Annotated in this window: 12 protein-coding genes; 9 read left to right on the plus strand and 3 right to left on the minus strand. The window is 70.6% G+C overall.

All coding sequences use genetic code 11. The annotated features are described in order from the left end of the window. Positions 1 to 26: 26 nt before the first annotated feature. Positions 27 to 500, minus strand: coding sequence for a MaoC family dehydratase (locus BUE16_RS14555; RefSeq protein WP_073311041.1), 474 nt, complete (start codon positions 498 to 500; stop codon positions 27 to 29). A gap of 126 nt (positions 501 to 626) precedes the next feature. On the opposite strand from BUE16_RS14555, the gene BUE16_RS14560 reads away from it, so the two are divergent. After that, positions 627 to 1,490 (plus strand): HpcH/HpaI aldolase/citrate lyase family protein, encoded by an 864-nt coding sequence (locus BUE16_RS14560; protein WP_073311043.1) that lies wholly within the window; start codon positions 627 to 629, stop codon positions 1,488 to 1,490. Positions 1,491 to 1,529: 39 nt separating this feature from the next. Here the strand turns inward: BUE16_RS14560 and gdhB are convergent, their stop codons facing one another. Further along, a complete protein-coding gene (gene gdhB, locus BUE16_RS14565) occupies positions 1,530 to 2,846 on the minus strand; it encodes a glutamate dehydrogenase GdhB (RefSeq protein ID WP_073311045.1) in 1,317 nt (438 codons plus the stop codon). A gap of 232 nt (positions 2,847 to 3,078) precedes the next feature. Here gdhB and BUE16_RS14570 point away from each other — a divergent pair, with 232 nt between their 5' ends. From BUE16_RS14570 to BUE16_RS14600, 7 genes are all read left to right on the plus strand, one after another. Then, complete coding sequence (locus BUE16_RS14570) at positions 3,079 to 4,335, plus strand: Glu/Leu/Phe/Val family dehydrogenase (RefSeq protein WP_073311047.1); 1,257 nt, start codon at positions 3,079 to 3,081, stop codon at positions 4,333 to 4,335. A 96-nt stretch (positions 4,336 to 4,431) separates the two neighbouring features. Beyond that, positions 4,432 to 6,234 carry a PAS domain-containing protein gene (locus BUE16_RS14575; RefSeq protein WP_073311049.1) on the plus strand — a complete coding sequence of 601 codons (1,803 nt, stop codon included), beginning with the start codon at positions 4,432 to 4,434 and terminating at the stop codon, positions 6,232 to 6,234. 47 nt (positions 6,235 to 6,281) lie between these two features. After that, positions 6,282 to 7,028, plus strand: coding sequence for a bacteriorhodopsin (locus tag BUE16_RS14580; protein ID WP_073311051.1), 747 nt, complete (start codon positions 6,282 to 6,284; stop codon positions 7,026 to 7,028). 149 nt (positions 7,029 to 7,177) lie between these two features. Continuing rightward, entirely contained in the window at positions 7,178 to 8,014 is an 837-nt protein-coding gene (locus BUE16_RS14585; protein WP_073311052.1) for a lycopene cyclase domain-containing protein, read from the plus strand. A 285-nt stretch (positions 8,015 to 8,299) separates the two neighbouring features. After that, positions 8,300 to 8,566 carry an MOSC domain-containing protein gene (locus BUE16_RS17440; protein ID WP_343123988.1) on the plus strand — a complete coding sequence of 89 codons (267 nt, stop codon included), beginning with the start codon at positions 8,300 to 8,302 and terminating at the stop codon, positions 8,564 to 8,566. Between the two features lie 95 nt (positions 8,567 to 8,661). Continuing rightward, on the plus strand, positions 8,662 to 9,756 hold the full coding sequence (locus BUE16_RS14595; protein ID WP_073311053.1) for a DUF3179 domain-containing protein: 1,095 nt from the start codon (positions 8,662 to 8,664) through the stop codon (positions 9,754 to 9,756). Then, positions 9,746 to 10,405, plus strand: a complete 660-nt coding sequence (locus tag BUE16_RS14600; protein WP_079991679.1) for a hypothetical protein — start codon at positions 9,746 to 9,748, stop codon at positions 10,403 to 10,405. Before BUE16_RS14595 ends, BUE16_RS14600 begins: the two co-directional genes overlap by 11 nt. Here BUE16_RS14600 and BUE16_RS14605 read toward each other — a convergent pair. Further along, on the minus strand, positions 10,357 to 11,358 hold the full coding sequence (locus BUE16_RS14605) for an acetamidase/formamidase family protein (protein WP_073311054.1): 1,002 nt from the start codon (positions 11,356 to 11,358) through the stop codon (positions 10,357 to 10,359). The genes BUE16_RS14600 and BUE16_RS14605 overlap by 49 nt on opposite strands. Positions 11,359 to 11,651: 293 nt before the next feature. On the opposite strand from BUE16_RS14605, the gene BUE16_RS14610 reads away from it, so the two are divergent. Continuing rightward, positions 11,652 to 12,647 carry a sensor histidine kinase gene (locus BUE16_RS14610; RefSeq protein WP_073311055.1) on the plus strand — a complete coding sequence of 332 codons (996 nt, stop codon included), beginning with the start codon at positions 11,652 to 11,654 and terminating at the stop codon, positions 12,645 to 12,647. Positions 12,648 to 12,676 lie beyond the last annotated feature (29 nt).

Genomic DNA, 12,676 nt, shown 5'->3' on the forward strand with positions numbered 1-12,676 from the left:
TACCGCCGACCCGGTCGTTCGACGACCTACTCGGCGTGTTCGCGCTTCAGCGACAGCACCGTCCGCTCGAACGTGCACACGAGCGTCTCGCCACCGTCGGCGTCCCCATCGAGCTTGTACGCGTCGACGCGCATCGTCACGACGCCGCGCTCGCCGTCGCTGGTCTCGCGTTTGTCGAGCACGGTCGACTCCGCGTGGACGGTGTCGCCGTGGAACACCGGGTTCGGGTGCTCCACGTCGTCGTACGAGAGGTTCGCGACGATTGTGCCGTCGGTCGTGTCCGGAATGGAGAGCCCGGTCGCCAGCGCCATCGTATAGATGCCGTTCACCAGCCGCTCGCCGAACTGCGTCTCGGCGGCGAACGCCGCATCGAGGTGCAGCGGCTGCTGGTTCATCGTCACGTCGCAGAAGACCTGGTTGTCCCGCTCGGAGACGGTGCGGCGCTTCTCGTGGGTGATGGTCTCGCCGACCTCGAACTCCTCGTAATACTTGCCGGCCATGGGAGCGGCGACGGCCGGCCAGGTGAAAACCGTGCGGGAACCGTCGGCGCCTTGGTGACGGCAGCCACTGGCTCGACCGCCGACCGGTCGACGGGATTGATACGCGGGTCCGCCGAACGCCGATCCATGCCACGACGCAGCGTCATGTTCTCGCCGGGCGACCGCCCGGAGCTGATGCGGAAGGCGCCCGCGACCGGCGCGGACACGATCGTCTTCGACCTGGAGGACGCGGTGGCGCCCGGGCGCAAGGCGGAGGCGCGGGCCGCCGTCCGCGACGTGCTCTGTGACCCCGACTTCGATCCGGACGCGGAGATGTGCGTCCGCGTCACCGGCACCGAGACCTATCGTGATCTGGAGGCCATCGCCGACGACGGCGCCGCCGCCTTCGACGCGGTGATGCTCCCGAAGGCGGAGTCGGCCGACGCGGTCGAGCACCTCGGCGACCAACTCCGCGAGCACGGCCGCCGAGTGCCCGTGATCGCACTGGTCGAGACCGCTCGGGGCGTGCTCCGCGCCGAGGCGATCGCCGACGCAGGCCCGACCGACGCCCTCGCCTTCGGCGCCGAAGACCTCTCGGCGGACCTGGGCGCGGCGCGGACGGACGAGGGGACGGAGGTGCTGTACGCCCGCGAGAAGACGGTCGCGGCGGCCGCGGCCGCCGGCGTCGACGCCATCGACACCGTCTACACCGACTTCGGCGACGACGCGGGACTCGCCGAGGAGACACGCTTCGCGGCGACGCTCGGCTACGACGGGAAGATGGCGATCCACCCCTCGCAGGTGTCGGTGATCAACGAGGCGTTCACCCCCGACGACGAGGAGATCGCCTGGGCCCGGCGCGTGCTCGCCGCCCGCGAGGAGGCGGCCGCCGAGGACCGCGGCGTGTTCGAGGTCGACGGCGAGATGATCGACGCGCCGCTCGTCGCGCAGGCCGAACGAGTCCGCGAGTACGCGCGGCTGGCGGACGCGTGGGAACCGACCGAAAAGTAGCCGAGCGAGACCTGAGACGCCCGGCGAGTCGCTACCGAGTCAAGGCCACAGGCCGCGGACGCTCTTGGCCTCCGCGATGCGGTCGAGCGCGACGACGTAGGCGGCGTCGCGCCACGTGATCTCCTTCGCCTCGACCTCGGTTCGCACGGCGTCCCACGCCGAGAGCATCTCTGACTCCAGTTCGCTGTGGATCTGTTCGAGCGTCCACGTGCGGCGGTTGATGTCTTGGAGCCACTCGAAGTAGCTGACGGTGACGCCGCCGGCGTTCGCGAGGATGTCCGGGATGACGTGGACGCCGCGCTCGGCGAGGGTCTCGTCGGCCGCGAACGTCGTCGGGCCGTTGGCGCCCTCGACGACGATGTCGGCGCGGATGTCGGTCGCGTTGTCGACGGTGATCACGTTGCCGACGGCCGCGGGGATCGGCACGTCGACGTCGAGTTCGATGATATCGCGTCCCTCGTCGAGCACGTTGGCGCCGTCGGTATCGGCGCCGTAGTCGGTGACGGCGTTCGGCTGCTCGGCGAAGCTCGAGATCGCGTGGGTGTCGAGCGCCGTCTGGTCGTGGACGGCGCCGCCGGAGTCGGAGACGGCCACCACGTCCGCGCCCCAGTCGTCGAGCAGCCGGGCGGCGTTGGCGCCCACCGAGCCGTACCCCTGGACGACCACGGTGAGCCCGTGGGGGTCGTAGTCGTAGTACTCCGCGGCCTCCCGCGTGATGATCGCGACCGAGCGACCGGGCGCCTCCTCGCGGCCCTCCGACCCGCCGACGACGGGCGGCTTCCCCGTGACGACGCCGGGGATGGTCTCGCCCTCCTGCATCGAGTAGGCGTCCATGAACCACGCCATCGTCTGCGCGTCGGTGCCCATGTCGGGGGCCGGGATGTCCTTCTTCGGCCCGACGAACTTCCGCAGTTCCTCTGCGAACCGACGGGTGAGCCGTTCCTTCTCGTTGGTCGACAGCTCCTTCGGATTGACGACGACGACGCCCTTCCCGCCGCCGAACGGGAGGTCCATCACGGCGCACTTCCACGTCATCCACATCGAGAGGCCGACGCACTCCTCCTCGCTCACGTCGGGGTGGAAGCGCAGGCCGCCCTTGTACGGGCCGCGCACGTCGTCGTGCTGTGCGCGGTAGCCGGTGAACACCTCGACAGAGCCGTCGTCGCGCTCCAGCGGCACCGCGACGTGGTGGACCGTCGTCGGGTGCTTGAGCCGCTCGATGACGCCCGGATCGACATCGAGGTGCGCGGCGGCGTGCTCCAACTGCCGACGGGCAGTCTCCAGCGCCGATTCGGGCTCCTGCTGTTCGTCGGTGGCGACGCGCTTCTCGCCGGTGCCTGCGGTTCCGGTTGACATGATGTGGTGTGGGTCGCCGGGGGGTGCGGCGACGCCGCTACAGCCCGCTCTGCTGGAGATCGATAAAGTATTGATAATATTCACTTGTGGAAGGTACATATACACAATAATACGATACAGTGTGGCGCTGATCGTCACTAATATTCGATGGATCGAGATCGGCAGACTGTGCAGCCCTCAGGCGCCGATTCGGTCGATAGACCTAACAGGGGATGGATGAAATCAGAGTCCAATGACGGACCAGGCGAATCCGTTCGAGAGCCTCCAGGAGCAGATCGACGACGCGGCGGCACACCTCGATGTCGCCGACGACGTGCTGGAACGGCTGAAACACCCCGAACGGGTGCTGGGGCTGAACCTCTCCGTCGAGCTGGACGACGGATCGCTGGACCGGTTCCGGGCGTTTCGCTCGGAGTTCAACGGCGACCGCGGCCCGTACAAGGGCGGGATCCGGTATCACCCAGGCGTCACGCGCGACGAGGTGAAGGCGCTGTCCGGGTGGATGGTGTACAAGTGCGCCGTCGTGGACATCCCCTACGGCGGCGGCAAGGGAGGCATCGTCGTCGATCCCGCCGACTACTCCGCCGCGGAGATCGAGCGACTCACGCGGTCGTTCGCCGAGGAACTGCGCCCGTTCATCGGCGAGGACACGGACATCCCCGCGCCCGACGTGAACACGGGCCAGCGGGAAATGAACTGGATCAAGGACACCTACGAGACGCTGGAGAACACGACCGAGCCCGGCGTCGTCACGGGGAAGTCGCTGGAGTCGGGTGGCTCTGAGGGCCGCGTCGAGGCGACCGGTCGGTCGACCATGCTCACCGCCCGCGAGGCGTTCGACTACCTCGACAAAGAGATCGAGGGCGCCAGCGTCGCCGTCCAGGGGTACGGCAACGCCGGGCACATCGCCGCGTACCTCATCGAGGACCTGGGCGCGAACGTGGTCGCCGTCTCCGACTCCTCGGGTGCGGTCTACGCAGAGGACGGCCTCGACGCCCGCGACGTGAAACGGCACAAAAACGAGACCGGCTCCGTGTCGGGATACGCAGACGCCGACGAGGAGTTCTCGAACGAGAACCTGCTCACGATGGACGTGGATCTGCTGGTCCCCGCGGCGCTGGAGAACGCCATCGACGGCGACCTCGCCCGCGACGTGCACGCGGACGTGATCGTCGAGGCCGCCAACGGACCCCTCACGCCGGAGGCGGACGACGTGCTCACCGAGGCCGACGTACACGTGTTCCCGGACATCCTCGCGAACGCCGGCGGCGTCACCGTCAGCTACTTCGAGTGGGTGCAGAACCGCCAGCGCTTCTACTGGACCGAAGAGCGCGTCAACGAGGAGTTGGAGCGCCACATCGTCTCGGCGTTCGACGACCTCACCGAGTGCTACGAGTCGCTGGACCTACCGAGCTTCCGTACGGCGGCGTACGTCGTCGCGATCCAGCGGGTCGTCGACGCGTTCACCGACGGCGGCAACTGGCCTTGAGCGGCCCCGGCCCCGGACGCGGAGCGCACAGCACACGAGACGGGCCCCGCTGAATCGCCCCCGCTCGTTTTAGTCGTTGGGAGCCGTTATGTCCCCATGGCGCGACACGGAACTGATAGAACCGTCGGGGCCGCCGACGCCGCCGCTCGGCGAGCGGAGGCGTCCGACGGGCCGACCGCAGCGAGTACCGACGCGGTCGACGAGGCGTTGAAGACGCGGACGATGGACGAGGCGCCGGTCGGCATCACCATCGCGGACGCGACCGAGCCCGACATGCCGCTCGTGTACGCCAACGCGGCGTTCGAGCGGATCACGGGCTACCCTCCGTCGTACGCGGTCGGTCGCAACTGCCGGTTCCTGCAGGGGGAGGCGACGCGCGAGCGGCCGGTCGAGCAGATGCGGACGGCGATCGAACGGGGCGGCGCGACGACCGTCGAGATCCGCAACTACCGGCGCGACGGGGAGCTGTTCTGGAACGAGGTGACGATCGCCCCCCTGTACGACGAGTCGGGAGCGGTGGTCAACTACGTCGGCTTCCAGCAGGACGTGACGCGTCGCAAGCGGGCCGAGCGCGCCGCAGAACAGCGGGCCGCCCGCATCGAACGCGAGCGGGCCGCGCAACGGCGCCTGCTTCAGCGGCTCCACGGGGTCGTGACCGACGTGACCGAGGCGGTGACCCGATCGACATCGCGGACGGACCTGGAACGCGAGGTCGTCGACCGCATCGACCGAACGTACGCCGGCGCGTGGATCGGGCGCTACGACCCCCGCGCCGAGGAGATCGTGATCGAGGCGGCCGAGGGGTCGACGGGCGGCGAGGACGCGGGGCGTCGAGTTCCGCTCGCCTGCGGACCGACCGAGGAGGCGGACGGAAACGGGGATCGCAGTGGGGTCGGGAACGAGAATCGAAACGCGGGCGGGAGCGACGACCAGGAGGCCGACGGTCGGGTCGCGGCGGCCGTGTCGGGGGCGATGACGGACCGATTCGTTCGGACGGAGTCGATCGACGACTCGAGCGGGAGCGGCGTGACCGAGGTGGCTGCGATCCCGATCCACTACGGGGACGCGACGTACGGAGCCGTCGGCGTGTACACCCACACCGACGGAGGGTTCGCGACCAACGAGCGCGCGGTGTTGACGGCGGTCGGGCGGGCCTTCGCCACCGGCGTCAACGCCATCGAGACGCGCCGGACGTTTCACGACCGCGAAGGGGTGGAGCTCCGGTTCGGGATCGGTGACCACCCGCTCACGGCCGTCGCCGCGGCGGCCGGCTGTCCGCTACACTACCGTGGCACTGTCGGCGACCGCGACCGCCCTTCGATGCTGTTCGAGGCGTCGGCCGACGGGTCGGGCGTCGACCCCGACGCGCTCCGGGCGGCCGGGGGCGAGTTGGCCACGGTCCACTCCGTGCTCGCCGAGACTGCCGACGCGACGATACTGGAGCTGTCGGTGGACGACGATCGACTCCGGCGGCTGTTCGAGGAACACGGCGCCGAGCTCGAGGCGATGACGGTCGAGAGCGACCGCGCCCGGATCGCCGTCGCAGCAGGGCGGGAGGCGCTCGCGCAGTCGCTGGTCGAGGCAGTCACCGAGGCGTTCGATCGGACGGAGCTGCTCGGCTACCGCCGGCACACCGACCGTGGTCGAACCAGAGCTGAATTCGTCGCCGCGGTGACCGATGACCTGACCGATCGACAGCACGCAGCGCTCGTGCGCGCGGTCGCCGCAGGGTACTTCGAGTGGCCCCGCGCCGTCGACGGCGACGAGCTCGCGGGATCGATGGGCGTGTGTCGGTCGACGTTTCACCAGCACCTCCGCGCGGCCGAGCGGAAGCTCGTCGCCGCCTTCGTCGGGTCGGAGGAGTCCGATCCGCTGGCGGACCCCGAGATACCCAACTAGTTGCATAACTTGCTTACCCGTCTCCCCCTCCTAGGAACGGTCGCATCATGCCACAACCCGGCAGCGAAGGAATCTGGCTGTGGATCGGCACGCTCGGAATGCTCTTGGGGATGCTGTACTTCATCGTCAAGGGCTGGGGCGAGACGAACCGACGGCGACAGGAGTTTTACATCGTCACGATATTCATCACCGCCATCGCGTTCGTGAACTATCTGGCGATGGCGCTCGGATTTGGCCTCACGATCGTCGAACTCGGTGGTGAAGAGGTACCCATCTACTGGGCGCGGTACACGGACTGGTTCTTCACAACGCCGCTGTTGCTGCTCGATCTCGCTCTCCTTGCGGGGGCGAACCGCAACGAGATCGCGTCGCTGGTCGGCCTCGACATGCTGATGATCGGCACGGGCGCCGTCGCGACGCTGAGCACGGGCGCGGGGGTGCTCTCGGTCGGCGCTCGACGCCTCGTCTGGTGGGGCGTCTCGACGGGCTTCCTGCTCGTCCTCCTGTACATGCTGTACGGCTCGCTCGCCGAGAAAGCCAGCAAGCTCTCGGGCGACGCCGCCTCGACGTTCAGCACGCTGCGGAACCTGATCGTGTTCATCTGGCTGGTGTACCCGGCCTGGTGGCTCGTCGGCACCGAAGGGCTCGGCGTCGTCTCGCTGAACATCGAGACGGCCGGCTTCATGGTGCTGGACCTGGTCGCGAAGGTCGGCTTCGGGATCATCCTGCTGTCGAGCCGCGAGGTGCTCGACGCCGCCGGATCGAGCACGGCCGACGCCGCGACGGCCGACTGATCGGTCCGGATCGCGGCGACGCCCACTGCCGCTGATCGCACCGCCCGCCGACGGAGCCCCCGTCGGCGACGACCACGCCGCATGGCTCGCATCTACCCGGTGACGACCGCTCACTAACCGAAGCCCCCATCGATGACACTCGATCAGACATGACGACCGCGCTCACGTACCTTCAGTTCCACCTCGCGTTCCTAGTGCCTGCTGTGCTGGCGCTGACGGCGACCGGGTTCGTGAGCCGCTCGCACGTCGAGGCTGCCGGCGCCGTCCGCACGGACGCCGGAGGAGTATCCGGGTATGGAAGGCGCTACTGGACGGGCGTCGCGGTCGTGACGCTCGCGGCGCTGGCGTACACGATCCCGTGGGATAACTTCCTCATCGCCGTCGGCGTCTGGGGGTACGGCGAGGGCGCGACTCTTGCGACCCTCGGCCACGCGCCGATCGGCGAGTACCTGTTCATCCTCGTCCAGCCGTGGGTGACGGCGCTGTGGCTCTCGCACCTGTCGATCCCGTCGACGTGGGCGGACGCCACCGGCGACCAACCGATCGTCGCCCGGGCGGTGGGGGTCACCCTCGCCGCGGGGATCGGGATCGCCGGCTGGGCGATGCTCGGCACCGACGCGACGTTCTACCTCGGCGCGATCGCGGCGTGGGCGGCGCCGGTGCTCGCCCTGCAGTGGGCCGTCGGCGCCCCCCAACTGTGGGCGCGGCGGCGCCTCGTCGCGCTCGCGACGCTCGTCCCGGCGCTGTACCTCAGCGTCGTCGACCGCGCCGCCATCGCGCTGGACATCTGGATCCTCTCCGAGCAGTACACCACGGGGATCGAGGTGGCCGGGCTCCCCGTCGAGGAGGGCGCGTTCTTCCTCGTGACGAACCTGTTCGTCGTACAGGGGCTCGTGCTGTTCCGGTGGGTCGTCGACCGGTGGATCGACGGCGACGCGCCCCTCCCCGGCCGGCCCTCGCTGCGTCCGTTCGGTGACCGTCGCTGACCGGCCACGCGGACGAGCATTCATTCTCCTCGGCGCCCTGCGGGGCGACGACATGCCCGCCCGCATCGACGCGCTGTACACCGCCCCCGAGGCCGGCGAGCCGATGGCGGAACACGACCGCTACCTCCGAGGGACCGGCTTCTACTCGCCGCTCTACGTCTGCGAGGTCACGCTCGTCGCCGCCGCCGCCGCGTTGGAGGCGATCCGCGACGACCTCGGGATCAACCTCACCGACGGGCGCCACCCCGCAACGTCGTCGTCTGCGGCGTCGACCTTGACGACCTGCTGGGTGCGACGTTCCGTCTCGGCGACGCGGACGCGGGCGCCGTGCTCTGCGGCACCCGCCCGCGACCGCCGTGTGCCCACGTCGAGCAGGTCGCCGGCGAGGCGGGCGTCGCCCGGGCCCTCAAGGGCCGACGCGGCGGCATCTGCGCGGACGTGGTCGACCCCGGACCGATCGCCGTCGGCGACGGGGTCGAGGTGCTGGAGGAGGACCCCCGCAGCGAGGGTCGCCGGATCGTCGACCGACTCAGGGAGTCGCTCGGGAGCTAACGCCAACGCCACCCGTCGGCGGACCGTCGCCACCCCGTGCGGGCGGCCCGCACGACCGGACCACCGCTTTCCGGGCGCTCATCGTACCCTGGAGCATGTCACACACCCCAACGAGGCGGAATCTCCTCCGGGCCGCCGGGGTCGCCGGGGCGGCGGGGCTGGCAGGGTGCTCGGGCCGCCTGCTCGACGGCGGCGACCCCCCGGCGCCGTCGGGCGGGTCGGGGCCCCCGACGCGCGAGACACCGCTGTACCAGCCGTGGGACCGCGAGACGCTCCGGGGGGAGACCGTCTCCGGCGGACCCGGGAAGGACGACATCCCGTCGGTGGACGACCCCTCGTTCGCGCCCGCCGACGAGATCGACCTCGCGGACGACGAGGTGGTGTTCGGCTACGCCGGTGAGTCGACGACGAAGGCGTACACCCAGCGCGTGCTCGTCTGGCACGAGATCACCAACGACGTGCTCGACGGGACGCCGGTGGCCGTCACGTACTGCCCGCTCACCGGCACCGCGATGGGGTTCGAGCGCGGGGACACCACCTTCGGCGTCTCGGGGCGGCTGGTGAACAACAACCTCGTCATGTACGACCGGGCGACCGACTCGCGGTGGCCGCAGGTGCTCGCGACGGCCGTCGACGGTCCGCGCGCGGGCGATCAGCTCCGGGAGTTCCGCCTCGTGTGGACGACGTGGGGCCGCTGGCGCGAGGCTCACCCCGACACCCGGGTGCTGACCGAGGACACCGGCTACGCCAAGCGGTACGGCTCGGACCCGTACGGCAACTACAACCCCACGAGCGGCTACTACGGCGGCGGGCGTCCGCTGTTCGACTCGCTCGACGAGGGGTGGAAGGAGGCGCTCAACGAGCCGAAGCGGGTCGTGATCGGGGCCCGGACCGCCGACCGCGCGGTCGCGTTCGACAAGCCCGCACTCCGGGACCGACGGCTGCTCGAAACGGATGGCGGTGGAAGCGGCGACGGCTTCCTGGCGGCGTACGACCCCGCGCTCGACACCGGATGGGTGTACCGCCGGAACGGCGCGGGCGTGACCCCGACCGACGACGGCGAGGGGTGGTTCGAAGTCGACGGCGAGACGTACTCGGCTGGCGACCTCCCCCTGGAGCGGGTGTACGCCTTCGACGCCATGTGGCACGCCTGGGGCGGCTTCTACCGGGAGACCGCGTATGTCGCGTGAGCACGAGACTGCGGCGGGACGGAGTCCGGCCGCCGTCGTCGCGACGGCGGTCGCGCGGACGCGTCGGGGGCTCCTCGCCGCGCTCGCCGACCCCGTCGCCGCCGCGGTGCTGGTCGCGGCGACGGCGGCTTACGCGCTGGTGTACGCCGTCGCCGTCGGCGACCTCGGGAGGGCCGCGGGGGGAACGGGGACCGTCGGCGGCGACGCCGGCGCGGTCTCGGTGACCGTCGTCTCGGCGCCGGTGACCCGCGGGCTCTCGGGGGAGGGGGTCGCACTCGTCGCGGTCGGCCCCGTCGAGTACCTGTTCGTGCCCGCGACGCTCGCGGTCGCCGTCGCCATCGGCCTGCTCGTCGGCGCGAATCTGGCGCTGTCGGCGCTGGCGTGGCGCCGGCCGGCCGCCTGCGACATCTCCCCGGCCTCGGGGGTGGCCGCGGGGTTGCCCGCGTTGCTGTCGGGGACGGCCTGCTGCGGCCCGCTGGTGTTCATCGCCCTCGGGCTCCAGGCAACGAGCGCCGCGTTGACGGCGATCGCGTGGCTGCGGCCCGCCGCGGCTCTCCTGCTCGTCGCCTCGCTGCTGTGGGCGGGGTGGCGGCTGGACGTTCAGTCGTCGGCCGCCGACTCCCCGGGGAAGATGCTCTCGGGGATGTAGGCCGTCACCGTCCAGTTGGGCGCGTCCACGACCTCGCTGACCTTCAGGTCCATCGCAGCCGAGCACAGCAGGTACGCCTCCCCGCGGGTGAGCCCGCGGTGCTCTGAGAGGTGAGTGATCATGTGTCGGGTAGCCTTCTTTGTCGCCTCCATGAGATCCGAGTCGATGCCGGTCGTCGCGTACATCGGCTCGTCGACGCCGGTGGGCGTGAACGGCCCCGAGGTGGCGAGTTCGGGTTGTTCGATGTCGAGGTCCGACCGGACAGTGAACCGCGCGGTGACGAACATCGGCGCCTCTACGCCCGTGACGCACACCTCACCGTCGCCCTGCGCGGCGTGGCAGTCACCAGTCGAGAACAGCGCGCCCTCGGCCTCGATCGGGAGGTAGACGGTCGACCCGGCGGTCATGTGCTTCACGTCCATGTTGCCGCCGACCGACCGCGGCGGGAGCGTGTCGTGCTCGCCCGCCTCGGCGGGCGCGTTGCCGATGACGCCCGGGAACGGGTCCAGCGGCACCTCGATCCCGTTGACGAACTTCCCGATGTCGCCCTCGAGGTCCCAGATGTGGATGCCCGGATCCTCGAAGTCCTCCGGGAGCAGGCCCAGCTCCATGTCGCCGGGGAAGTAGAGGTTGTACCCCCACCCCTTGTGCTGGAGGTCCAGCAGTTCCACCTCGAGGACGTCGCCCGGCTCGGCCCCCTCGACGTACACCGGGCCGGTGAGCGGGTGGACGGGGTCGAAGCTCACGTCCGTCACGTCCTCGGCGGTGGTCTCCACGTCGATCTGGCGGTCAACCGCGTCGCGGCACTCGAAGCGGACCACGTCGCCGTCCTCGACCGACAGCGCCGGTTCCAGGGAGTTGTCCCACGCCGAGTGGACGTTGCGGTCGGCGTCCGAGAGCCGGTAGTCGACGGAGTACTCCTCGCGGTCGGTGTCGTGCCCGTGGTGTGGCATGTGACTACGTTACACCCGGCGGCGCAAAAACGCGACCCATCCGGCCCGTCACGCCGGTATCGGTCGACACGACGGTCACGGACCCCGGATCGCCGACGGGACGACGCGGGTACCGAGTGGAAAAACGCACGCGGCGATCGCCTCGGCCGGTCGGTTCTCGCCGTCGATACCGCGACCGACGCGGTTTTGAACCCGGATCGGCTCGCGGCGACCATGGACGCGAAGCGGATCGGGGCGGCGGCGGTCATCAGCGCGACCGGGATCGGGCTGGCCGCGATCGCGGTCCGCCGACTGTGGCTCGGTGTCTCGGGAACTGCGGGGGGATCGTCGCGGGCGCGACGCTGCTGCTGGGCGTCGCGTTCGCCGCCGGCGGGCCGGCGATGTACCGGACGGAGGTCGACTCGGACCACCTCCTCCGGGTGGCCGGCTGGAACACGCTCGGGGTCGTGGTCACGACGGCGGTGCTCGCGCTCGTGGCGGCGTACCAGGCCACGACTGGCGGCCGCGTGACCGCGCCGCTGCTGTCCGGGGGTGTCGTCGTGGGCGTGAGCGCGTTCGCGCACGTCCTCATCGGCTTCACCGACGTGCGCCGGATCCGGGCCCGGACCGTGGCGAGACAGCGACAGAAGGCGGCGGTGGTGAACCGCTTCGTCCGCCACGACCTGAAACACCACGCACAGCTCCTGCTCGGGTACGGCGAGCAGCTCGTCGGGTCGGGGGACGGCGACGACGCGGTCGACGCCGCGGTCGTCGGGAGGCGGGTCGCCGACATCGGGTCGGAGCTCGCCGAGACGAACGACCGGATCGCGGTCATCGACGACCTCCTCGACAGCGACGACGATCGCGCCGCGGTCGACCTGGCGGCGCTCGTCGGGGAACGTCGTGGCGAGTGGGAGTCAGCGCACCCAGGCGGCGAGTTGACGGTCGACCTCGACGCCGACCTCCGCGTGGCCGCGGGCGACCACCTCGGGACGGCCCTGGAGGAACTGGTCGAGAACGCGTTCGAGCACGGCGGCGACTCGCCGTCGGTCGCGGTCGAGGGCTCGCAGACGGGCGAGGAGGTCCGCGTGGAGATACGCGACGACGGCGACGGCTTCCCCGAGCGGGAGCGCGCGCTGATCAACGAGGACCGGACCGAGACGCAACTCGACCACAGCGACGGGCTCGGACTGTGGCTCGCCAAGTGGATCGTCGAACACTACGGGGGCCGGCTCGCGGTCGAGTCCGGGACCGCGGAGGGCGGTCGGGTGGCGGCGACGCTCCCGGCCGCCGACGCGACGGCGACGTAGGCGAGGCGCCGACGGGCGGCGAGCCCGAG

The sequence above is a fragment of the Halobaculum gomorrense genome (assembly GCF_900129775.1).
In the GTDB taxonomy this organism is placed as follows: domain Archaea; phylum Halobacteriota; class Halobacteria; order Halobacteriales; family Haloferacaceae; genus Halobaculum; species Halobaculum gomorrense.

What these genes read in the sequence shown, in the direction of transcription:
- BUE16_RS14555 (WP_073311041.1), bottom strand. Translation starts at nt 500, where the DNA reads ATGGCCGGCAAGTATTACGAGGAGTTCGAGGTCGGCGAGACCATCACC.
- BUE16_RS14560 (WP_073311043.1), top strand. Translation starts at nt 627, where the DNA reads ATGCCACGACGCAGCGTCATGTTCTCGCCGGGCGACCGCCCGGAGCTG.
- gdhB (WP_073311045.1), bottom strand. Translation starts at nt 2,846, where the DNA reads ATGTCAACCGGAACCGCAGGCACCGGCGAGAAGCGCGTCGCCACCGAC.
- BUE16_RS14570 (WP_073311047.1), top strand. Translation starts at nt 3,079, where the DNA reads ATGACGGACCAGGCGAATCCGTTCGAGAGCCTCCAGGAGCAGATCGAC.
- BUE16_RS14575 (WP_073311049.1), top strand. Translation starts at nt 4,432, where the DNA reads ATGGCGCGACACGGAACTGATAGAACCGTCGGGGCCGCCGACGCCGCC.
- BUE16_RS14580 (WP_073311051.1), top strand. Translation starts at nt 6,282, where the DNA reads ATGCCACAACCCGGCAGCGAAGGAATCTGGCTGTGGATCGGCACGCTC.
- BUE16_RS14585 (WP_073311052.1), top strand. Translation starts at nt 7,178, where the DNA reads ATGACGACCGCGCTCACGTACCTTCAGTTCCACCTCGCGTTCCTAGTG.
- BUE16_RS14595 (WP_073311053.1), top strand. Translation starts at nt 8,662, where the DNA reads ATGTCACACACCCCAACGAGGCGGAATCTCCTCCGGGCCGCCGGGGTC.
- BUE16_RS14600 (WP_079991679.1), top strand. Translation starts at nt 9,746, where the DNA reads ATGTCGCGTGAGCACGAGACTGCGGCGGGACGGAGTCCGGCCGCCGTC.
- BUE16_RS14605 (WP_073311054.1), bottom strand. Translation starts at nt 11,358, where the DNA reads ATGCCACACCACGGGCACGACACCGACCGCGAGGAGTACTCCGTCGAC.